Origin of the sequence: Caulobacter sp. BE264, assembly GCF_031457805.1 — a bacterium.
In the GTDB taxonomy this organism is placed as follows: domain Bacteria; phylum Pseudomonadota; class Alphaproteobacteria; order Caulobacterales; family Caulobacteraceae; genus Caulobacter.
In genome coordinates this window covers 809,675-830,106 of record NZ_JAVDXI010000001.1, presented here as the reverse complement: position 1 = coordinate 830,106, position 20,432 = coordinate 809,675, and the positions used below count along the sequence as shown (strand labels likewise).

Sequence of the window (20,432 nt, the reverse complement as noted above, 5' to 3'; positions counted from 1 at the left end):
CCCATCAGAGGGGCGCGGCCTTTTCACTTATCGCAGGGTGAATTCAAAGATGCCGGTTGAGACGCTGACCAAGGCCCAATGGGTTTATGCATTCGGCGGAGGCGGCGCGGACGGCGACGCCTCGATGAAGAACCTCCTTGGCGGCAAGGGGGCCAATCTCGCGGAGATGTCGTCCCTGGGTCTGCCTGTGCCGCCCGGCTTTACGATCACCACCGAGGCTTGCGTCCACTACTATGCGAACGGCAAGCAGTACCCGGCCGAGCTCGCCGCTCAGGTCCAGGCGGGGCTGGTCAAGATCGAGGAGATCACCGGCAAGCAGTTCGGCGATGTGACCAACCCGCTGCTGGTGTCGGTGCGCTCGGGCGCTCGGGCCTCGATGCCGGGCATGATGGACACGGTGCTGAACCTGGGCCTCAACGACGAGACCGTCGAGGGTCTGGCCAAGCTGTCGGGCGACCGCCGCTTCGCCTACGACAGCTACCGTCGCTTCATCCAGATGTACTCGAACGTCGTGCTAAACCTCGAGCATCATATGTTCGAGGAGATCCTCGACGACCATAAGGATCGCCTGGACGTCCATGTCGACACCGGCCTCACCGCCGACGACTGGGCCGCCGTGATCAAGGACTACAAGGCCGCCGTCCGCGAGCAGTTGGGCAAGCCGTTCCCGCAGGACGCCCAGGAGCAGCTGTGGGGCGCCGTGGGCGCCGTGTTCGCCAGCTGGATGAACGACCGCGCGAAGTTCTATCGCCGCATGCACGACATCCCCGAAAGCTGGGGCACGGCCGTGAACATCCAGTCGATGGTGTTCGGCAACATGGGCGAGACCTCTGCGACCGGCGTGGCCTTCACCCGCAATCCGTCGAACGGCGACAACCGCCTGTACGGCGAGTTCCTGATCAACGCCCAGGGCGAGGACGTGGTGGCGGGCATCCGCACGCCGCAGTCCCTGACCAAGGCCGCCCGTGAGGAGATGGGTGACGTCGCCCCCTCGATGGAAGAGGCGATGCCGGAGGTGTTCGGTCAGTTCAAGACGGTCGTGGAGACGCTGGAGCGCCACTACCGCGACATGCAGGACATCGAGTTCACCGTGGAGCAGGGCAAGCTCTACATGCTGCAGACCCGCAACGGGAAGCGCACCGCCAAGGCCGCGCTGAAGATCGCTGTCGACATGGCGGCCGAAGGCGTAATCTCGACCTCGGAAGCCGTCGGTCGGGTGGAGCCCGCCTCGCTGGACCAGCTGCTGCACCCGACCATCGATCCGTCGGCCCATCGTGACGTGATCGCCAAGGGCCTGCCGGCCTCGCCTGGCGCGGCCACCGGCAAGATCGTCTTCGACAGCGACGCCGCCGAGAAGGCCGCCGCAAACGGCGAGTCGGTGATCCTGGTGCGCGAGGAAACCAGCCCCGAGGACATCCATGGCATGCACGCCGCGCGCGGCATCATCACGGCGCGCGGCGGCATGACCAGCCACGCCGCTGTGGTGGCGCGCGGCATGGGCCGACCCTGCGTCTCGGGCGCCGGCGACGTGGCCATCTTCGAGAAGGAAGGCCTGTTCCGCGTTCGTGGCCGCGACTTCAAGGCCGGCGAGATCATCACCATCGACGGCTCCACCGGCGACATCCTGGTCGGCGCGCCGAAGATGATCGAGCCCGAGCTGACCGGTGACTTCGCCACCCTGATGGGCTGGGCCGACCAGGTCCGTCGCCTGAAGGTGCGGGCCAACGCCGAGACGCCTCTGGACGCCAAGACCGCCCGCCAGTTCGGCGCCGAGGGCATTGGCCTGTGCCGCACCGAGCACATGTTCTTCGACGACACCCGGATCGCCGCCGTGCGTGAGATGATCCTGGCGGATGACGAAAAGGGCCGCCGCGCCGCCCTGGCGAAGATTGCGCCGTTCCAGAAAGCCGACTTCGTCGAGCTCTTCACGATCATGGAAGGCCTGCCGGTCACGATCCGCCTCTTGGATCCGCCGCTGCACGAGTTCCTGCCGCACACCGAGGAAGACGTTCAGGCCGTGGCGGACGCCACGGGGCTGGACGCGGCCAAGCTCATGCGCCGCGCCAAGGAGCTGCACGAAACCAACCCGATGCTGGGCCACCGCGGCTGCCGTCTGGGTGTCTCGTATCCCGAGATCTACGAGATGCAGGTCCGCGCCATACTCGAGGCGGCGTGCGAGATCGCCAAGTCGGGCAAGGCCGCGCCGGTGCCGGAAATCATGCACCCGCTGGTCGCCAAGGGCGAGGAGATGAAGTACCTGCGCGACCTGACCGACCGCGTCGCCAAGGCGGTGCTGGAAGAGCAGGGCGTGGACCTGAAGTACACGGTCGGCACCATGATCGAGCTGCCCCGCGCGGCCCTGCGCGCCGGCGACCTGGCCGACAACGCCGAGTTCTTCAGCTTTGGCACCAATGACCTGACCCAGACGACGTTCGGCATCAGCCGTGACGACGCGGGCAAGTTCCTGAACGCCTATATCGAGAAGGGCATCTTCGAGAAGGACCCCTTCGTCAGCCTCGACCAGGACGGCGTCGGCGACCTGATCCGTCTGGCCGCCGAACGCGGCCGCGCGGTGCGTCCGGACGTCAAGCTGGGCATTTGCGGCGAACATGGCGGCGATCCCGCCTCGATCGGCTTCTGCGAGAAGGTCGGCCTGGACTACGTGTCTTGCTCGCCCTACCGCGTGCCGATCGCGCGTCTGGCGGCGGCCCAGGCGGCCCTGGCGAACGCCAAGGGCTGAGCCGGCTTTATCTAATTCTTTCGGGAAGAGCCCCGGGCTGAAAGGTCCGGGGCTCCTTTCGTTGGGCCTTGCCTTTCAGGCCTGGGCTACTGCGCTTTGGTCTGTCCAGTTCTGCAATTTGGCTAGACCATTTCTGGGGGCCGCGATATCCCAACCGCCTGAGCCTTTATGGCGCGCCAACGACGCGCCGCCTTCGAGGAGCGCTTGTGATGTGGAAGACCCTCGTCGCCGTCCTGGCCGTGTCCCTGTCAGCCGTCCCCAGTTTCGCCTTGGCCCAGGCGCATCTCCCGGGCAAGACCCTGGAGAAGCCCGACGCTGCAGGTCAGGTACCGCGCGCAGCGGTCACCCTGGCGCCGTATCGCTTCAACGACATCCTCTGGGAGAACGACCGCACAGCGCACCGCATCTATAGCCGTGACTTGGAAAAGACCGAGCCGCCGTCGACTTCGGGCATCGACGCTTGGGGCAAGAGCGTCCGCTGGCCCTACATGGACCGCCAGTTGCGCACTGGCGACCAGCACACCGACCATGGCGAAGGCCTGGACTTCTACGATGTCGGCACGGCCCGCGGCGCGGGCGGCCTCGGTGTCTGGCACGACAACAAGCTCTGGACGTCGCGTAACTGGAGCGACGTGAAGGTCCATATAAACGGGCCGGATGTAGCCGCCTTCAGCGTGGACTATGCGCCCTGGCCAGTCGATGTGGACCGCAAGGTCTGGGAGACGCGGACGTTCTCGCTGCCGATGGGAACCAACTTCACCCGCATGGTGTCGACGATCCGCTCAGACAAGCCAGGACCCATCGTGGTCGGGATCGGCATTTCCAAACGCAAGCGGCCCAGCGGCGCAGGGGTCTTACGCAAGGACCTGGCGCCCGGCCGCGTCACATTCTTCGAGCCTGCGGATCCCCAAAAGGGCTCAATGGCGATCGCTCTCATGGTCGACCCGAAAGCCGTTGTTGAGGTGCGGCAGGACTTCGACAACTACCTCGTGCTGATCAAGGTCGAGCCCGGCAAGCCGTTCGTCTACTATATGGGCGCGGCTTGGGACAAAGGTCTGGATTTCCATAGCGCCGCTGAATGGGACGCCTATGTCGCGGCCCAGACGCCCGACTTCGACCCCGCGAACTGACAGCCTAACGAAAAGCCGCCCCGAGGCGGGGTATCCTCGGGGCGGCGCATGGCTGTCCGCCATGGGGGAGGGGGCGGACAGCCAGTTCGATCCGTCGTTAGGCCGCGTCGACCAGCACCAGTTCGGCGTCTTCCAGGGCGGTGACGGTGATCACGTCCTCATCTTTGATGCCGGCGCCGTCCCGGGCGTTCAGCTTGACGCCATTGACCTCGACCGAACCGACCGCCGGCACCAGATAGCCGTTGCGGGTCTTGCCCAAGGCGTAGGTCGTGGTCTCGCCAGCCTTCAGCGTCGCGCCCAGAACGCGGGCGTCGGTGCGGATCGGCAGGGCGTCGGCGTCATCCGAGAAGCCGCTGGCCAGCGTCACGAACTTTCCCGAGCGGTCGCCCCTGGGGAACGGCTTGGAGCCCCAGGAGGGGGCGCCGCCGAACGACTTGGGCTCGATCCAGATCTGGAAGATCCGGGTCGTTTCCGGCTCGAGATTGTACTCGGCGTGACGGATGCCCGAGCCCGCGCTCATTACCTGGACGTCGCCAGCGACCGTGCGGCCCTTGTTGCCCAGGTTGTCCTGGTGGGTGATCGCGCCGTCGCGGACATAGGTGATGATTTCCATGTCGCTGTGCGGATGCGGCGGAAAGCCGGTGTTCGGAGCGATCTCGTCGTCGTTCCAAACCCGCAGCGCGCCCCAGTTCATGTTGTTGGGGTCATAGTAGCTGGCGAACGAGAAGTGGTGTTTGGCTTTCAGCCAACCGTGGTCGGCGCCGCCAAGCTTGTCGAACGGTTTGCGGTCGATCATGGCTCTACCTTTCAGTCTCTCTGGCGCGCCGCGTCGGCGCGTCCTGTTGAGGAGAAGATAGGGTTGGCGTCGGGATTATAAATGGAAACTATTGAAATTCATCGTTTCTAAAAATAGCATATATTCATGTCCAAGCTTCCTGATCTCGAGGGTCTAGCCGTCTTCGCCAAGGTTGCGGAGTTGCGCTCGTTCGCCGCCGCGTCCGAAGCCCTGGCCATGTCGAAGGCCACAGTGTCCAAGGCCGTGACGCGGCTGGAGCTTCGCCTGGGCGCCAGGCTCTTCAACCGCACGTCCCGTCGTCTGGCGCTGACGGACGCCGGTCAGGCGCTCGTGGACCGCGCCAGCCGTGTGTTGGCCGAGGCTGAGGCCGCCGAGGAGGAGGCTTCCAGCCAGTCCGCCGCGCCGAGAGGCCTTGTCCGCATGGCTGCGCCGATGTCGCTGGGTCTGGCCAGTCTCGCGCCGGTGCTGCCCGCCTTTCTGGAAGCCTATCCGGACGTTTCCATCGACCTGCATCTTTCGGATGCGACCGTCGACCTGATCGGCATGGGATTCGATATCGCCCTGCGTGTCGCGGATTTGCCAGACAGCTCCTTGGTCGCGCGGCGACTGCGGCCGGTGCAGCGCTACGTCGTCGCTGCACCAGCGTACTGGGATCGTCACGGCCGTCCAGGGCGCCCAGCGGACCTCGCCGAGCATCGCGGCCTGACCTATGGCCACCAGACGACGCCGGAGACTTGGCGTTTCCAGAGAGCGGGTGGCGAGGAGGCGGCCGTCCGCCCCCGCGCCGTGGTGCGCGCCAACAACGGCGATGCGCTCTTGCCGGCACTGCTGGCGGGAACCGGCGTGGCGATGCTGCCGGACTTCATCGTGGGGCCGGCTTTGGCCGAAGGGCGCCTGGAAGCGGTGCTCGGCGAGTGGTGCTCCGCGCCGATCGCGTTGCATCTCGTCATGCCGCCGGGAGGCCCGCGTCCCGCGCGGGTCGAGGTCCTGGCGAGCTATTTGGCCAAGGCGCTGGCGCGCTGAAGCCGGTTAGCCGAGGCTCTCGACCTGCGCCGGCGTGAACGCGCCGACCTGGAGCGGCGTCATGGCGGCGATGTTGGTGGTCGATAGCCAATCCAGTTGATTGATGGTCAGGCCCGGAATCTGCGTTGGGGCCAGATACCCGATCTGGGTCGTGGTCAGGCTCGCGATGACGGCGGTCGAAAGCGAGCCCAGTTGGCTGGCGTTCAGCGCCTGAACCTGGGTCTCGCTGAGCTGACTGAAAACGGTGGGCGACAGATTGCGCAGCTGGAAGGACGAGAGCCCCTTCAGCGCGCCGGGCGTCAGGGCCGCATACTGGTCGGGCGAAAGCGCAATCAGGTTGGTTACTGAGATCGCCACCAGCTGGCTCGCGGTCAGGGCCGCCACCTGGGTGGTTGTGAAGTCGGCGATGTCGGTCTGTGAGAGGGCGCTCAGTTGGCTGGCGCTCAGGCCGGCGATCTGGTTCTCCGTCAACGTCTGGAAAGCCGTCCGATCCAGGCCGGTGAGATGGCTCGTCGATAGTCCGCCGACCTGAGTCCCGCTGAGGGCTGCGAACTGAGTTGCGGAGAGCTCGGCCAAGTCGGTGTTCGTGAGGCCGCCCATCTGGGTCGTACTGACGCCCGCCAACTGGCCGGACGATAGCGCCGCGACTTGGGTTTGGCTGAGACCGTTAAAGTTGGTCGTCGACAGCGCGCCGATCTGTTCGCCGCTGAAGCTGGCCACCTGGGTGGCCGTGAAGCGCGCAAAGTCCGTTTCATTCAAGGCGCTAATCTGGGGGAGGCTGACCGCCGCCAATTGCGTGGCGGATAGAGCCCGCATCGTGCTGGCGCTCAAACGGTTGAAGTTGGTGGTCGTTAAGGCCGCCAGCTGCGATGGCGCAAAGGCCTTGAGCTGGGTGGTGGAGAACTTGTCGAGGCTGGTTGTGGAGAGCCCCGTGATCTGGGTCGAGGTCAGCGCGGCGAGCTGCGTTTCGCTTAGGCCCTGGATCTGGCTCTGAGCGATGGCGTTCAAGGTCGTCGTAGCCAGCGCCGCGATTTGGACGCCGCTCAAGGCCGCCGCCTGATCCGGCGTGAACTCGGCGAAATCCGTCTCGGTCAGTCCGGCAATCTGTGTCGTGGTCAGCCCGGCAAGCTGGGTCGCGGTCAGGGCTTGGACCTGACTGGCGTTCAGGCTGTTGAACGCGCTCGGCGACAAGCCGCTCAGTTGCGTCGTGCTGAAGACTTGCACTTGATCGGGCGTGAAGGCCGCGAGGCTCGTCTCGGACAGGCCGCCGATCTGGGTTCGGCTGAGGCTCTTCAGCTGCGTCCCGGTCAGCGCCTGGACCTGATCACGGCCAAGGCTGTTGAGCGCCGTCGGGGACAGAGCGGCCAACTGCGTCGTGGCCAGCACTTCCACCTGGGCCGGCGTGAATTCGGCCAGATCATCGCCGGTCAGGCCAGCGATCTGAGTGGTCGTCAAGGCGGTCAACTGCGTCGCATCGAACACCTGGACCCGATCAGCGGCCAGGCTGTTCAGGCCCGTCGTGGTCAGGGCCGAGAGCTGAGCAGCGCTGAAGTGGCGCATCTGGGCCGGCGTGAACTCGGCTAGATCATTTTCGCTCAGCGCCCGCAGTTGGGCCGGTTTCAGTCCAGCCAGTTGTGTCCCGGTAAGGCCCGCTACCTGCGTTGCCGAGAGTCCGGACAGGCCGTCGGCGCTCAGCGCGCCAAGCTGCGTCGCGGTGAGTCCGCCCACGACCGCGTCCGACAGAACGGCAGCCTGGGCCGCCGACAGAGCGCCGATCTGAGCGACGCCTAGCACCTTCAGGTTTTCGTCCAGGCTTCTCAGCTGGGTCGTCGACAAGGCCGCGACCTGCGTCGCAGTCATGCTCTGGAGCTGGGTGGTGCTCAGCGCTGACAGCCTGGCGCCTTGCAGCGATGGGATAAGATCAGCGGGCAGGGCCCCGAGCTGGGTTCCCGTCAGCGCAGAGAGCTTTGCCGGAGACAGCTCTTCAAGGTCGGTTGCGCTGAAAGCGGAGATCTGGGTCGTGGTCAGCTGTGTCAGCTGGGTCGTGCTCAGCGCCGCGATCTGGGTTGCGTCCAACGCCGTGAAGTGGGTGGCGTCCAGCGCGCCGATCTGGACGGCGCTCAGCGCTTGCAGTCGGTCGGCGTCGAGCTTGGCTAGCTGGGTTGAGGTCAGGGCGTTCAGTTGCGCGCCGCTGAACGCCTGAAGCTGGTCGACATCGAACAAGAGGTTCTGGGCGAATGCCGGGATCTGGGTGGCTGTCAGACCCTTGACCTGGGTCGCCGAGAGCGCCGAGACCTGACTGGCGTCCAGCGTGCCGATCGCCGCGTCCGAGAGCGCGCCGACCTGCGTCTTGGTCAGGCCCTCCAGCTTGGTGGTCGACAGGGTCTGTATCGTCGTCGTCGCCAGCGCGGCGATCTGGGCGGCGGACAGATACGAAATCGGCACTGGATTCGTTGCCCCACAAGGTCGCGACGCGAATCGTTCGCGTTAACCCTAAGCCAAAGCGCGGGGCGCCACCATGCGGCGAAGAGGGCCTAGCTTGCGCGCATGGTCCAGAGATCAAGGTCCGCCTCGCGCCCGATCAGCGCCAGGCCCGAGGCGATAGACTCAAACTCGCCGCCAGTCTCGATCTTGTCGGCGCCGAAACGACGCAGGAAGATCTCGCGTACGGCGGGTACGAAAGAGCTGCCGCCGGTCAGGAACACCCGATCAACGCCGGCCTCGGTGAGGTTGGCCTCATCGAGGGCCTGGCCGACGGCGGTTTCGATGGCCGCCAGCTCGGGAGCGATCCAGGCTTCGAACTCGGGCCGCGTCACGGGTTTCTCGATCCGCACCGAGCCGGCTTCGAACCGGAAGGTCGCCTGGTCCTGGCTCGACAGCGCCTCCTTCAGCGCCGAGACAGAACGGTAGAGGGCGTAGCCGTGATTGCCGTCCAGCACCTCGATGAGCGCGGCGATCTTGTCGGGCTCCAGCGCGGTGCGCTCCAGAGCGCGAATGTCCCGCATGTCCTTAGAGGCGCGCAGCAGGGCCAGTTGGTCCCAGCGGGCGAAGGCGGCGTAGTAGCGCTGCGGGATCGGCAGGCTGTTGGAGAACGAGCGGTAGTCCGAGCCCTTGCCGAGTTCCGGCGACACGAGTTGGTCGATGATGCGGTAGTCGAAGGCGTCGCCAGCGACGCCGACCCCCGAACGCGACAGCGGCGTGGAGCGTAGCGTCCCGTCCGCGGCGCGCTCGAACCGGACCAGCGAAAAGTCGCTGGTGCCGCCGCCGAAGTCGGCCACCAGCACGGTGGCGTCCTGCTGCAGTTGCCGGGCGAAGAAGAAGGCCGCGCCGACGGGCTCATAGGCGTAGCGTATGTCGGTGAAGCCCAGGCGCTGGAAGGCGGCCTCATAGCGCGTCAACGCCAGCGCCTCGTCGGGCGAGGAGCCCGCGAACGTCACCGGGCGGCCGACGATGATCCGCGGCGGCAGGTCAGACAGCTGCGCGCCCGCATGGTCGCGCAGGCGCAGCAGGAAGGCGGCCAGCAGATCTTCGAATTGGTAGCGCTTGTTGAGAATGCGGGTCTCGGTGAAGGCGGCCGAGGCGGCGAAGGTCTTAAACGACTGGATGAACCGCGTCTCCAGCGGATCCTCCAGATAGGACTCGATCGCCCAGGGACCGGCCTCGACCACCCGCTCGTTCGCCGCCTCGCCCACGCCCTGGACGCTGTGGAAGCTGAGCGCGGAGCGGAAGGCGAAGAGGTCGCGGTTGTTGATCGAATAGCGGACCAGCCGCGCCTGATCATCGCCCAGGGTCAGGGAGACCACGGTGTTGGTGGTGCCAAAGTCGACGCCGATGGTCGGCGCGCCTGGGGCCGAAGCGGAGGAAGCGGCCGTCATGGGGGGCTCGATCGTGCGGTGCGGGAGGGGGCGAGCGTCGTAACGCCTTCCGCTGGAAGGTCAAGCCGATGTGGCGGTTCGCCGCCCTTGGATCAGTTGACTTGCGCGGCCGCCTCCGCTCGAAGGAGGGCCAGCAAAGAACGGAAAAACCTTGGAAACTTTCGACGTTGTGGTGATCGGCGCGGGTGCGGCCGGCATGATGTGCGCCATCGAGGCCGGCAAGCGCGGACGCTCGGTCCTGATTATCGACCATGCCAAGGCGCCCGGCGAAAAGATCCGCATCAGCGGCGGCGGGCGCTGCAACTTCACCAACACTGGCGCGTCGATCCATAATTTCCTGTCGGCCAATCCGAAGTTCGCCCTGTCGGCGCTGCGGCGTTATCGCCCGCGCGACTTCATCGCGCTCGTCGAGCGGTATGGCATCGCCTACCACGAGAAGACCCTGGGACAGCTCTTCTGCGACGGCTCGGCCAAGCAGATCATCACCATGCTGCTGACGGAGATGAAGGCCGCCGGCGTGACGCTGCGGCTGGAGACCAGCGTGGAGAGCGTGGCCAAGGCTGCGTCCGGATTCGAGGTCTTCCTCTCTTCAGGCAAGGTCGGCTGCGCCTCGCTCGTGGTGGCCAGCGGCGGCAAGTCGATCCCGAAGATGGGCGCTACGGGCTTGGGTTACGATATCGCTAGGCAGTTTGGCCTCAATATCATCGAGACCCGCCCCGCGCTTGTGCCACTGACCTTCGAGGCGGGCATGCTGGCGCGGTTGACCCCACTCTCGGGCGTGGCGCTGGACGCCGTGGTCGCCCACGGCAAGACCAAGTTCCAGGAAGGCATGCTGTTCACGCACCGAGGGCTTTCGGGTCCCTCGATCCTGCAGATATCGTCCTACTGGCGGGAAGGCGACGAGATCCGGGTCGATATGGCGCCCGGCGTCGACGCCCTGGCGGCGCTGAAGACCGCGCGTACGGCCACGCCGCGTCAGGCGGTGGCGACGGTGCTCTCGAGCTTGCTGCCCAAGCGCGTCGCGCAAGTGATCGCCGAGGAAGAAGCCGCCGATAAGGGCAATATCGCTGACTGTTCGGACAAGAAGCTGGGGCGGCTGGCCGCTGCGGTCAACGCCTGGACCTTCAAGCCCGTCGGTTCGGAAGGCTATCGCACCGCTGAAGTAACGCTGGGCGGGGTCGACACCGAAGCGCTGGACTCCCGCACCCTTGAGGCCAAGGCCGTGCCCGGGCTCTACTTCATCGGCGAGGTGGTGGACGTCACCGGCTGGCTGGGCGGCTATAACTTCCAGTGGGCCTGGAGTTCAGGCTGGAGCGCGGGGCAGAGCGTCTAGCAAAATCCTCCCCCTAGAGGCGGAGGTGGCCGAAGGCCGGAGAGGGAAGTGCTGCAGAGCCTGCCGCTTCCCCCCCGTTCGTCTCTTCGAGCCGACACCTCCCCCACTGGGGGGGAGGATTTAGATCGCTAACTACTTCTTCTTGAACGGCTTTCCAGCTGGCTTGCCGCCGGGCTTGGCGTCAAAGTTCTTGGCCTTGAACGGCTTGGGGCCCCGGAACGGCTTGGCGGGACCATCGCCGTCGCGCTTGCCGGCGTAAGGTTTAGCGTACGGCTTGGGACCGGCGGCGTTGTCGCTGAAAGCCTTTTTGAAGGGCTTCTTGGGCGCATCGCCGTCAGCGCGGGGAGCGCGGGGCTTGTATTCGCGCGGCGCGTCGGCGCCGGCCTCGTGGCGCGGCTTGAAGGCGCGCTTGGGAGCGCCGTCGGAGTCCTGCGGCGAGTACGGGCGCGGCGCGTCGTTGTCGCGCGGGGCGCGGCGGGGCTTGTAGTCGCCCTTGGGCTCTTCGCCACGGTTATAGGGTTTGGCGTTGCTGAAGCCGTCGTCGCCGAAGCTGGACGGCCGCGGGGTGTGATCGCGCGAACCAGGGGCGTTGGCGCGCGGCGGGCGCGGCTTGTACTCGCGCGGACCGTCGTTGTCGCCGCGCGGCGGACGCGGCGTGAACTCACGGCGCGGGCCGGCTTCGCGCGCCGCTGGCGCCGTGGTCGGGGTGATCGAGACGTCCTCGCGCACCGTCGTCTGGACCGCCGCGCCGAACTTCACCGCCGCCTCGGCCGAGATCTCGAACTTGGTGTCATAGTCGAAAATCCGGATCGCGCCGATGTCCTTCTTGGTGATGTGGCCCAGGCGACAGATCATCGGGATCAGCCACTTGGGGTCCGCATTGCCGCGACGGCCGACGCTGATCCGGAACCACTCCGAGCCTTCCATGCTGACGCGCGGCTCGCGCTCGGGGCGTTCCCCGAGTTCGCGAGGCTCACGGGGTTCACGCGAGCGCGGACCCGGATCGGCCCCGTGGCGCGGGTCGTCATAGATGTCTTCCGGCGAGGGTAGCTTGGCGCGGCGGGTGCGGATAAGCGCTGCGGCGATCTCGACCGGGGTTCGCTTGGCCAGCATGGCCTCGGCCAGGGCGATGTCCTCGTCGGTCGAGGCCTCGCTGAAGATCGGGTCCTCGAGCAGCCGCTCCTGGTCCTTCTCGCGGATCGAGTCGGCGCTGGGGGCGCCGCCCCAGTCGGCCTCGACGCCGGCGGCGTACAGCAGCTGCTCGGCCTTGCGGCGACGGGTGTAGGGCACAACCAGAGCGCTGACGCCTTTCTTGCCGGCGCGTCCGGTGCGGCCCGAACGGTGCAGGAGCGTAGCCTTGTTGATCGGCAGCTCGGCATGGATGACGAGGCCCAGGTCAGGCAAATCAAGGCCGCGCGCGGCGACGTCAGTGGCGACGCAGACGCGGGCGTGACCGTCGCGCAGGGCCTGCAGGGCGTCGGCGCGTTCACGCTGGGACAGCTCGCCCGACAGGCCGACGACGGCGAAGCCGCGCTCGCGCAGCTTGGCGTGCAGGCTGCGGACGCTCTCGCGGGTGTTGGCGAACACCAGGGCGCCGGGGGCCTCGAAGAAACGCAGCAGGTTGACGACCGCGTGCTCGACCTCGTTGGGGGCCACGCGCACGGCGCGATACTCGATGTCGCGGTGCGGTTCGTTGCGGCCGATCGTGTCGATGCGGACGGCGTCGTTCTGATAGCGCTTGGCCAGCTCGACGATGTCGCGCGCCAGGGTGGCCGAGAACAGCAGGGTGCGGCGCTCGGGCGGCGCGGCGTCGAGGATGAACTCGAGGTCCTCGCGGAAGCCCATGTCCAGCATCTCGTCGGCCTCGTCGAGGACGGCGACCTTCAGCTTGGAGAGATCCAGGTGACCGCGCTCGATGTGGTCGCGCAGGCGGCCCGGCGTGCCGACGACGATGTGCGCGCCGTAGTTCAGCGCGCGCTGCTCGCGGCGGGCGTCCATGCCGCCGACGCAGTTGATCACCGCGGCTTTGGCTTCGGCGTACAGCCAGCCCAGCTCGCGATTGACCTGCATGGCCAGTTCGCGGGTGGGGGCGATGACCAGGGCCAGCGGCTCGGCGGCCTGGCCGAAGGTCTCGGCGTCGCCCAGTAGGGTGGGGGCGGCCGCGAGGCCGAAGGCGACGGTCTTGCCCGAGCCTGTCTGGGCGCTGACCAGCAGGTCGCGGTCAGCGGCGTCGGCGGCCAGCACGGCGGCCTGGACGGGGGTGGGCTCGGCGTAACCTTGAGCGGCGAGAGCCCGCTCAAGAGCGGGGTGGGAGGCGGGGAAGGGCATATGGGTCCAATTCACGTCTGCGGCCGCACACAAACACGCGCGGCTCGCGCCATGACCAAATCGGGCCCCTTTGAAGCCTTGAACGCTTCCCTCGGACCGCTTCTTGGTCGAATTCCAACAAAAATAGCCCCCTTCCGCCGCCGAAGCGACACAAAGGGGGCTCGATGAGCGGCCTTATGCGCTTGTTGCGGTGCAAAAAGCAAGCGGGGTTGTGCGAGCGGCGTTTTTGTCGCGGCTAGACGACGCCGGTTTCGGCCTTGCGCCGCGACGTCAGTTCACTCGCCAGGCGCGCCACGCCGGCGGTCAGCAGGCCTAGCATGGCCATCATCAAAGCTTCAGCCAGACCTGGAGCCACAACAGCAAGGCTGGGCGTGGCGCCGAGATTAGCGATGCCGACGGCGCCGGCCAGCAAGGTGTAGGCGGCCGCTGCAAAGCCCAGGGGCAGGGCGCTCTTGTTGATCGCCCGCAGCAAACGGGCGTGCGGACGTAGGGCGGCTACGATTGGGCTGACGAACAGTCCGGCGACCAGCAGCAAGGCGATCAGCTGCACGGGCGCGGCGGCGTTCGCGAAGATCGCCATGAGGGTCAAGGGGTTGTCGCCCGACGGTGTCAGGACCGTCGAGGCCAGGGCGGGGGTTGCCAACATCGCGGCGGCGACCGCGACGGGGAATAGGGGGCGTAGGCGCATCGAAAGCTCCTGCTTGATTACAGCCGTAATACTCAATGGATAATTACGAGTGTAATTCTACGTGTCAAGCCGTCGCCTTCTCTGCCGTCATCCTGACCGGAACGCCGGGTGTCAGGGGAGGCTAACCTGCCAGCGCCTGATCGATCGCTTGGGCGATACGCTCCGGAGCCTCGGCCCCGACGACCGCAACCTTGCCGGCGAAGATCGCGAACGGCACGCCGGTCACGCCGCCCTGGACAGCCATGGCGTGCTCGCGGGCTACGGCCTCCTTGTCGGCCCCCTCGGAGAGCAGCTGCAGCACCACAAGACGCTCCATGCCCGCCGCCTCGGCGATGTCGCCCAGGACGATAGGGTCACCGATGTCGAGGCCTTGCTCGAAATAGGCTTTGAACAGCGCTTCGACGACTTGGTCCTGCACCCCGGCCGTCAGGGCCCAACGGATCAGGCGATGGGCGGCATTGGTGTTCGGCGACAGGGCGATGGCGTCGAAGTTAAAGACGATCCCTTCCTCGACGCCCCCTTCGACCAGCGCGGTGTGGACGGCCTTCAGCTTGTCAGGATCCTTGAACTTCTGCGCCATGTAGGTCTTGCGATCGACGCCCTCCTCGGGGAGCGTCGGATCCAACTGATAGGGGCGCCATATCAGTTGCGCCGTTAGGTCCGGGCGCAGGGCGACCGCCGACTTCAGGCGACGCCAGCCGAGATAGCACCATGGGCAGACGACATCGGCCACGACGTCGATGATCATGGCTTGCGGCTGGCTCATGGCGAACTCCCAAGGAAAAAACGTCCGCTACAGGACGTGTTCCATATAGGACGCGCGGCCTTGCGCCCCAAGCGCCAAGCTTCAGCCAGCCTCGCGCTTGAGCGCGGCGGCCGCCGCCCGTTCCAGGGCCTTTACCGCGCCTTCGCCCGGCTGGACCTCGGCCACGCCGATATCGAATTCGCAGACGAACGGCGCGCGGTCCTCGCCCGCGTCGAAGGCGGTGCAGCCGATCACGGCGGCGATCCGTTCGGCCGCGGCGCGGGCGGCGTTCTGGTTAGTGGCGGGCAGGGCCAAGGCGAAGACCTCTGTCGCCAGACGCGCGGGCGTATCCTCGACCCGCACCAGGCGTCCGACCATCGAACCGATCTGCGGAATGGCGCGATCCAGCCAGCCGTTCTGGCGCGCCCAGACGGTCTCGGGCTTGTCGGCGACGCGCAGAACGCAAATCGAAAGCGGCCGCGCCCGTTCTCGCGCGGCGCTGGCCAGCCGCGCGAGGTGCGCAGCGAACAGGTCGCGCGTGAAGAGGCCCGTGGCGGCGTCCATCAGGCCCGAACTGCGCGCCTTTTCGAGCGCGCCGCGGATGGCTTCGCCTCGGCGGAAGCTGCGGGCCAGCTCCATGACCCGCATCGCCGTCTCGCTCTCCGGCGTCTCGGGCGAGGCGACGTCGGACACGCCCCGATGGAAGGCCTCCGACATCGTCACATAGCTTTCGGCCTTCAGGTAAAGCAGGGCCGGGATGTGGAATAGGCGCGTGTTGCGCCGCATGCCCGCAGCGATCGACAGCGCCTCCTGCTGGCTGTCGCCAGCCCACAGCACCACCGAGTCGAACGGCCGCTCGTGCAGATAGTCAAAGGCCGTATAGGCGGTGAACGCGCCGACAACCTCTGCGCCACTGGCCTGCAGGGCGTTGGACAGGGCCAGGAATTGCGGCGCGGGTTCGCCGACGGCCAGGATGCGATAGGGCGCATCCGAAGGTTCCGGCAGATCGAGCCGTCGGCCGCGTTCGCCGAAGGTTTCAAGACGGAGCTCGAACTCCTCCTCGGCGATCGCCGTACGCACCAGCGACTCCAGCCGCAAGGCGGCTTGAGAGGGGTGCAGGGGCGGGGAGAGCGTCAGATCGAACGACTGACTGCGGAAATCGGTGTCGGGTTCGCTGATCGCGATGACCGGCAGGCGGCGTGGAGCGACCGCCGCCTTCAGGCGGCGCGCCAGGGTCTGTGTTTCGGGACCGGCGCTGGCGAGATCGACGATCACCGCCTCAATGGGCAGGTCGCCCAAGGCGGCGAGCGCGGCGTAGGGGCCTCGCGCGGTGATCGTGCGCCAGCCCAACCGGTCCAGCCCCTCGGCCAGCGGTCCGGCGCGAACATCATCGCGCGCCACGATCAGGATCCGGGCGTCAACCGCCAAACCAACCTCCGCCCGAACTCATACGACGCAGACCCCGTCGGGGCCCGCAGGATTCGACGGCGCACCATAGCAGAGGGTTCGCGTCGTCAAAGCCGCGCAACGCCGCAGGCTGGGGGTGAATCGAAGAACCGCCGCGTCTCGCTGATCCCGGCTTGCCTGACCGAACGTCAGTATCGCTCTACTGGCTCCAATCAGCCAGGTTCATAGGGCTGACAGGGAGATTGCGTCATGGGCCAGGGGCCGCTTTCGGGACTGAAGATCGTTGAGTTCGCCGGCATTGGACCGGGCCCCTTCTGCGGCATGCTGCTGTCGGACCTCGGCGCGGATGTCGTGCGCATCGACCGCAAGGGACAGGGTCGAGGTTCACCCGCCGATGTCACGGCGCGCGGCCGCCGTTCCGTGGCGCTGGATCTGAAGAACCCCGAATCGATCGAGACGTGCCTGAAGTTGCTGGAACAGGCCGACGGCCTGATCGAGGGCTTCCGCCCCGGCGTCATGGAGCGGCTGGGGCTTGGTCCCGACGTCGTCCTCGCCCGCAATCCGAAGCTGGTCTACGGCCGCATGACGGGCTGGGGTCAGACCGGCCCCTACGCCAAGGCCGCCGGCCATGACATGAACTACATCGCCATCACCGGCGCCCTGCACGCCATCGGCACGACGGACAAACCGGTGCCGCCGCTGAATCTGGTCGGCGATTTCGGGGGCGGGGCGCTGTACCTGGCGTTCGGTTTGCTGGCGGGGGTGATCCATGCGCGGTCGACCGGGCAGGGCCAGGTGATCGACTGCGCCATGAGCGACGGCGCGGCCTCGCTGATGGCCATGTTCTATGGTTTCAAGGCGGCCGGGATGTGGGGCGAGGGACGGCGGTCGAACATGCTCGACGGCGGCGCCCACTTCTACGACACCTACGAATGCTCGGACGGCAAATGGGTTTCGATCGGTTCGATCGAGCCACAGTTCTACCTGCTCCTGCTGGAAAAGACCGGGATCACCGATCCGCAGTTCCAGCACCAGATGAGCCGCGAAGAGTGGCCGGAACTGCACGACAAACTGGCCGCCGTCATCAAGACCAAGACCCAGGCCGAGTGGTGCGCGATCATGGACGCCACGGACGTCTGCTTCGCCCCGGTCCTCACCATGGACGAGGCGCCGAACCACGCGCACAACGCCGCCCGCCAGACCTTTGTCGAGGTCGCCGGCGTCACCCAGCCCGCGCCTGCGCCGCGCTTCTCGGCGACGCCGGGCGCGATCCAGGGACCGCCGCCGAAGATCGGCGGGAATAACGACGAAGCCCTCGCCGATTGGGGCTTCAGCCCTGCGGCGATCGAGGCGCTGAAGGCGTCCGGCGCGCTCTGATTTCGTTCAGGCGCCGTTCAGGCGGGACTTTCTAGGGTGCCAGCGTCGATCGGTCGTCGCGCCCATCCGTCCCTCGAAGCGGCGATCGGTTCTCAGGCAAGTCCTGCGGAGACGCGCCACCTCCCCCAGGTGGCGCGTCTTTGACTTCGAGGGGCTGCGCGGCCATGGTCCGGCGGATGCACGACCCGCTGCAACGCATCCGCTGGCGCGATCTCGACCTTGACCCGACCCACTGGGCCCGCGAAATCCTTCGCGTCCTGGGGCTCGCGCTGTCCCGTCTCTGGGGCCGCGACGTGATGCTTTACGTCGGCGGTGTCTCGTTTTTCGCGCTCTTGGCCGTCTTCCCGGGCCTGGCGATTCTGATCGGTCTCTACAGCTTCTTTCTCACGCCCGAGACCGCCGCTTGGCAGGCGGTGAAACTGGCCGAACTGATTCCAGCCGGCGCGCGATCAATCGTTCAGGACGAGCTCACCCGGCTCGCCCACGCGCCCGGCCAGACCATCTCCCTACAGAGCGGCGTCGTCCTGATCGTCGGCGCCTACGCCGCGCATCGGGGCTTCAAGGCCCTGCTCGCTGGCCTCTCGTTCATCCACGACGAGGAGAACCAGCGCGGCTTTCTGGGCTTCAACCTGATGGCCTTGCTCGTGCTGATGGCGGCCTTCGGCCTGCTCTTCATCATGTCGGGCATATTCCTGACGCTGCGCCTGCTCGGCTCGGCCCTGGAGTTGCGGCCGCTGGCGGGGGTCTCGTGGATCCAATCCGAATGGACCTGGGCCAGTTTCGGCATCGTGGTCGGGATGAGCCTTGTCTACCGCTATGCGATGTCTCGCGAGGTGGTCGGCTGGCGCGCCTCGATCGCGGGCGGGGTCACTGCTGCGGCGCTGTGCGTCTTCATGTCGTGGGCCAGCGCCTTCTACGTCGAGAAGATCGTCCATCTGGGCGCGACGTACGGCTCGATTTCGGCCGTGATCATCTTCCTGATCTGGCTCTCGTGGAGCGTGAACGCCATCTTCTTCGGCGGCGCTCTGGCGACCGAGGTCGAGATCGCGCTGGACGAGCGGCCGCGGGCGCTGCTGGAAGGTCCGCGCCGGATCGCGCTCAAGGCGCCTTCCGAACCCGAATCCTGATCACGCCGCCATCCAGGTCCGTCACGTCGAGCACGGTGGCGCCGACCTGACCCGCGAAATGCGGCGCGTCGATGCGGGCCATGGGATCGGTCGCCAGAAGCACCAGCTCCGCGCCCGCCGCTGCGGCCTCATGCGCCTTGCGCAGCTTCAAGGTCGGCACCGGACAATGATGCCCCCGCGCGTCGACGAGGATCGGCTCAGCCATCGGCGAACACCTGTTCGGCTTGCGCCGCCGGCAGAATACGATGCTGGCCAGGCGCGAGGTCGTCGGGCAGCACGATGCCACCGATCCGCTCGCGGTGCAGGGTTACGACGTGGTTGCCGACCGCCGCGAACATGCGCCGTACCTGGTGATAGCGCCCTTCGGTGATCGTCAGGCGCGCCGTTAGGGCGTCCACGACATCGAGCTTGGCCGGGAGCAGGGGCTTTTCCTCGCTGTCCAGCATCAGCGTCCCAGCGGCAAAAATCTCACCTTCAGAGCCGGTCAGCGGGCGGTCCAGGGTCGCCAGATAGGTCTTGGGCACATGGCGCTTGGGCGAGATGACCCGATGCAGGAAATCGCCGTCGTCGGTGATCAGGATCAGGCCGCTCGTGTCCTTGTCGAGGCGCCCCACCGTCGAGAGTCCCGGGTCACGCAAGCGCCAGCGGCGGGGCAGAAGGTCGTAGATCTTATCGCCGTCCTCCTTGTGCGAGCACACGACGCCGAGAGGCTTGTGCATCATCAGCACCAGGGGCGCAGGCGGATCCACGGGCGCGCCGCGGATGGTCATGCGCTCGGGCAAGGTTGCGTCAACCGCGATACGGGCCCCGGCGTCCTTCAGCACGGCGCCGTCCAGCGTAACCTTGCCGCTGGCGACCAGGGCCTGGACGTCCTTGCGGCTGCCATAGCCGAGGTTGGCCAGCAGCCGGTCCAGGCGCGCCATCAGCGCCTTGCTCATTTCTTGGCCTCGAACACCTTGTAGCCGCCGCCTTCGGCGACGAGACGGACCTTGGCGAAACTCTCGGCCAGGATCGCCTCGTACGGCAGGTGGCGGTTGGCCACGATCCACAGCGCGCCGCCCTTGCGCAGGGCGTCGGCGGCCGCTCGGATGAAAGCCTGCCCCAGAGCCTTGTCTTCGCCACCGCCGTCATGAAACGGCGGATTGCTGACGATGAAGTCGAGATCCTTCAAGCCGGCCTGACGCGCGTCGGCCCAGACGATCTCCGCCCGAGGATCGGTGACATTGCGCCGAGAGACCTTGACCGCCCGATGGTCCAGTTCGACCAGCGTCAGCTTCGTGACCTTCGGCGAAGCCAGCACATTCAGGGCCAGCAATCCGATGCCACTGCCAAGGTCCGCGCCGACGCCGGAGAAGGGCGGCAGGACCTGCAACAGCGCGTTGGTGCCTGCGTCCAGACGATCCCAGCTGAAAACGCCAGGCTGCGTCCAGAGCCCGTTTTCGGCGATCTGGCGCGGGGCTCCCGCCGCTATGGCGTCTTCAAGAGCGGCGCTGGATACGGGGCGCAGCGACACGCAGATCCGGTTGTGGCGACGCGCGCTCTCGCCCACCTCACAGCCCAGCGCCTGGAGTTCCTTCTTCAAGCGCAGACCGCCGCGATCCTTGGGCGCGAACGCCGTCAGGCGGCCGCCAGGGGCCAGGACGCGCAGGGCGTGCGCCAGCACATACCGCCGCTCGATCGCGCCCGCCGGCGCGCGCACCGTCACGGCGTCGAAGGACTCGTCGGCGACGTCGGTGAGATTCGTGGATCCGACGATCAGGGGCGAAAGTTGCACGGCGTCGGAAGCAGAGGGCGCCAGATCATGATCGGGCTGGCCATAGAGCGCGGTGCGGTTCGCCGACATGCTTGTCCTGAAAGCGTTTT

Annotated in this window: 16 protein-coding genes; 6 read left to right on the top strand and 10 right to left on the bottom strand. The window is 66.9% G+C overall.

Annotated features, from left to right (window positions below; genetic code table 11):
- Positions 1-49 precede the first annotated feature (49 nt).
- Together ppdK and J2X45_RS03990 are read left to right on the top strand one after the other, a co-directional pair.
- On the top strand, positions 50-2,740 hold the full coding sequence (ppdK, locus tag J2X45_RS03995; RefSeq protein WP_310211536.1) for a pyruvate, phosphate dikinase: 2,691 nt from the start codon (positions 50-52) through the stop codon (positions 2,738-2,740).
- Positions 2,741-2,949: 209 nt separating this feature from the next.
- On the top strand, positions 2,950-3,870 hold the full coding sequence (locus J2X45_RS03990; RefSeq protein WP_310211535.1) for a DUF4861 family protein: 921 nt from the start codon (positions 2,950-2,952) through the stop codon (positions 3,868-3,870).
- A 97-nt stretch (positions 3,871-3,967) separates the two neighbouring features.
- Here the strand turns inward: J2X45_RS03990 and J2X45_RS03985 are convergent, their stop codons facing one another.
- Positions 3,968-4,666, bottom strand: a complete 699-nt coding sequence (locus J2X45_RS03985) for a pirin family protein (RefSeq protein ID WP_310211533.1) — start codon at positions 4,664-4,666, stop codon at positions 3,968-3,970.
- A gap of 126 nt (positions 4,667-4,792) precedes the next feature.
- Between J2X45_RS03985 and J2X45_RS03980 the strand changes: the two genes are divergently transcribed.
- On the top strand, positions 4,793-5,689 hold the full coding sequence (locus J2X45_RS03980; protein ID WP_310211531.1) for a LysR family transcriptional regulator: 897 nt from the start codon (positions 4,793-4,795) through the stop codon (positions 5,687-5,689).
- A 6-nt stretch (positions 5,690-5,695) separates the two neighbouring features.
- Here J2X45_RS03980 and J2X45_RS03975 read toward each other — a convergent pair whose 3' ends face one another.
- Complete coding sequence (locus J2X45_RS03975) at positions 5,696-8,134, bottom strand: hypothetical protein (protein ID WP_310211529.1); 2,439 nt, start codon at positions 8,132-8,134, stop codon at positions 5,696-5,698.
- 89 nt (positions 8,135-8,223) lie between these two features.
- Positions 8,224-9,564, bottom strand: coding sequence for an Hsp70 family protein (locus J2X45_RS03970; protein ID WP_310211527.1), 1,341 nt, complete (start codon positions 9,562-9,564; stop codon positions 8,224-8,226).
- A gap of 151 nt (positions 9,565-9,715) precedes the next feature.
- Between J2X45_RS03970 and J2X45_RS03965 the strand changes: the two genes are divergently transcribed.
- Positions 9,716-10,897, top strand: coding sequence for an NAD(P)/FAD-dependent oxidoreductase (locus J2X45_RS03965; RefSeq protein ID WP_310211525.1), 1,182 nt, complete (start codon positions 9,716-9,718; stop codon positions 10,895-10,897).
- Between the two features lie 132 nt (positions 10,898-11,029).
- On the opposite strand, the gene J2X45_RS03960 is transcribed toward J2X45_RS03965, so the two are convergent.
- The 4 genes from J2X45_RS03960 to J2X45_RS03945 all read right to left on the bottom strand — a co-directional run bounded on the left by J2X45_RS03960 (position 11,030) and on the right by J2X45_RS03945 (position 16,086).
- Positions 11,030-13,225 (bottom strand): DEAD/DEAH box helicase, encoded by a 2,196-nt coding sequence (locus J2X45_RS03960; protein WP_310211523.1) that lies wholly within the window; start codon positions 13,223-13,225, stop codon positions 11,030-11,032.
- Between the two features lie 235 nt (positions 13,226-13,460).
- Complete coding sequence (locus J2X45_RS03955) at positions 13,461-13,913, bottom strand: hypothetical protein (RefSeq protein WP_310211521.1); 453 nt, start codon at positions 13,911-13,913, stop codon at positions 13,461-13,463.
- Between the two features lie 121 nt (positions 13,914-14,034).
- Positions 14,035-14,679, bottom strand: a complete 645-nt coding sequence (locus tag J2X45_RS03950; protein WP_310211519.1) for a DsbA family protein — start codon at positions 14,677-14,679, stop codon at positions 14,035-14,037.
- Between the two features lie 81 nt (positions 14,680-14,760).
- Complete coding sequence (locus tag J2X45_RS03945; RefSeq protein WP_310211518.1) at positions 14,761-16,086, bottom strand: PleD family two-component system response regulator; 1,326 nt, start codon at positions 16,084-16,086, stop codon at positions 14,761-14,763.
- Between the two features lie 228 nt (positions 16,087-16,314).
- Here J2X45_RS03945 and J2X45_RS03940 point away from each other — a divergent pair, with 228 nt between their 5' ends.
- Together J2X45_RS03940 and J2X45_RS03935 are read left to right on the top strand one after the other, a co-directional pair.
- On the top strand, positions 16,315-17,442 hold the full coding sequence (locus J2X45_RS03940; protein ID WP_310211517.1) for a CaiB/BaiF CoA-transferase family protein: 1,128 nt from the start codon (positions 16,315-16,317) through the stop codon (positions 17,440-17,442).
- Positions 17,443-17,582: 140 nt separating this feature from the next.
- Positions 17,583-18,569, top strand: coding sequence for a YihY/virulence factor BrkB family protein (locus J2X45_RS03935; protein ID WP_310211516.1), 987 nt, complete (start codon positions 17,583-17,585; stop codon positions 18,567-18,569).
- On the opposite strand, the gene J2X45_RS03930 is transcribed toward J2X45_RS03935, so the two are convergent.
- From J2X45_RS03930 to J2X45_RS03920, 3 genes are read right to left on the bottom strand one after another with little or no spacing between them, the layout of a single operon-like run.
- Positions 18,541-18,774 (bottom strand): sulfurtransferase TusA family protein, encoded by a 234-nt coding sequence (locus J2X45_RS03930; RefSeq protein ID WP_310211514.1) that lies wholly within the window; start codon positions 18,772-18,774, stop codon positions 18,541-18,543. The genes J2X45_RS03935 and J2X45_RS03930 overlap by 29 nt on opposite strands.
- Positions 18,767-19,507 (bottom strand): pseudouridine synthase, encoded by a 741-nt coding sequence (locus J2X45_RS03925; protein WP_310211512.1) that lies wholly within the window; start codon positions 19,505-19,507, stop codon positions 18,767-18,769. The genes J2X45_RS03930 and J2X45_RS03925 overlap by 8 nt, the downstream gene beginning before the upstream one ends.
- A complete protein-coding gene (locus J2X45_RS03920) occupies positions 19,504-20,412 on the bottom strand; it encodes a class I SAM-dependent methyltransferase (protein WP_310211510.1) in 909 nt (302 codons plus the stop codon). Before J2X45_RS03920 ends, J2X45_RS03925 begins: the two co-directional genes overlap by 4 nt.
- Positions 20,413-20,432 lie beyond the last annotated feature (20 nt).